This window comes from Nostoc sp. UCD121 (assembly GCF_014222285.1).
In the GTDB taxonomy this organism is placed as follows: Bacteria; Cyanobacteriota; Cyanobacteriia; order Cyanobacteriales; family Nostocaceae; genus Nostoc.
This window is the reverse complement of the sequence record NZ_JACKZS010000455.1, coordinates 1-1,478: the sequence shown is the minus strand read 5'-3', so window position 1 is coordinate 1,478 and position 1,478 is coordinate 1. Positions and strand designations below refer to the sequence as shown.

Genomic DNA, 1,478 nt, shown 5'->3' with positions numbered 1-1,478 from the left:
AGATCATCGTTTTAACCAGCTATTTGCATGACTGACATTTACCTCAGCGTGGACGTTGGTGGGTCGCAAACTAAGATAATTTATCAAGTGGATGACCAGACTAAACCAAATTATGTTCTGCTGCCACCAGCGATAGAAGAGATTACTAAGGATAAACTCAATTTTTTCATGGAACGCTTGGGCTGGATTGGTAGCCCCTCACCAGACCAACAACTGTGGGTTGAGTGGAATAACAGAGTGGTGGTGTTGGGTGAGTTCGCGGCTAACTTTGATCCGCTTGACCGCATTAAGGAACTCAAATATGAGAATGCCTTGTGGAAAGTATTGAGTGCTGTTGGCTTAATTGTTGAACTGAGCAACGTAAAGGTGACAGCGAAAAAACAAATTAACTTGGAGTTGGCGTTACTTCTGCCGTGGAATGAGTACAGCGATCGCCGCCGCTTTGAAGAACAGTTACGGGTGATGCTGGCTAATTTTACGGTACGCAAACAATATTTAAAGGTGAACTTAGAGCGTTTCTTGTGCCGTCCTGAAGGTGGGGGATTAGCAGCACTGCGAATCAAACAGCAGGGGGTAGACTGGTTACGCACTTCCCAACTGGCGGTGTTGATGTTTGGTCACAGGAACACGACAGCACTTTATTTTGACCGGGGGCAACTGAAGCTGGGGGATAGTCCACTGTTGGGCTTTGCCAATATGCTGGATATCGTGCTGGATATGACTAGCGGTTTAGACCGAGAGCGTTTATCTTCGGCAATATTTGATGCACGCTACACGATTATTAATAAGGTCTACAGCAAAGACCGTAATTGCTCGGCACGCCCTGATTGGATAACTTTTGACCGAATACAAGCCCTAGCAAGTGCGAAAGACCCCACTTTAAGACAAAAAGAAATTTCTCATATTGCTGATGCAATTAGAGTGGCAACAGCCCAATATTGGGATAATCTATTGCGGTGGATGGACAAAATATTACCCAGACCGTTGAACGAGGTAATCATCGGTGGGGGCGCTGCTTACCATGTAGAAGTTGAGTTAGAGAAGTATTTTAATTGTGCATGGCAACTCAAGAAAATAGATACGTATAGCAGTGTTTACGAGAGAACTGGTGAATACATCCCCAAAGACGACAAATTGCCAATGATACCGATGGTTTGGGGTAGCGGTTTTATAACTCAGGTGCAAGAAACTTTTAATTTAGATGAAGAGCAAACGTACAGGTATAGTACGTCAGCGCGTTTGGTGGACTGCTTTGGGATGTTTGATTATTTGTTGGGGATGGAGACAAGTCAATGAACCAAAGCAAAAAGAAACGCAAGTCTTTGAGTTTGCGGCTTCAACCTTATGAGGGTGATGTTTTAGCGGAGGTGGTTGATTACTTGAACTCGTTGCCCAAGGATGAGGCACAGCGTAAGATGGCTGATATCTTGGTGGCTGCTTTCTTGCCAGTGGCGCGATATTCGAGCGGTAATTTTACA

At 44.8% G+C, this 1,478-nt stretch carries 1 protein-coding gene and 1 pseudogene; both read left to right on the top strand.

What is annotated here, in order from left to right:
• The first annotated feature begins 27 nt into the window (after positions 1 to 27).
• Entirely contained in the window at positions 28 to 1,296 is a 1,269-nt protein-coding gene (locus GNF10_RS36815) for a ParM/StbA family protein (RefSeq protein WP_185582157.1), read from the top strand.
• Positions 1,293 to 1,478: pseudogene (locus GNF10_RS36810) on the top strand (hypothetical protein); the annotation flags it as partial. The gene GNF10_RS36815 and the pseudogene GNF10_RS36810, both read left to right, overlap by 4 nt.

Bases quoted from the DNA above. Each gene is read 5' to 3' on its own strand.
- GNF10_RS36815 (WP_185582157.1), top strand. From the start codon at position 28: ATGACTGACATTTACCTCAGCGTGGACGTTGGTGGGTCGCAAACTAAG.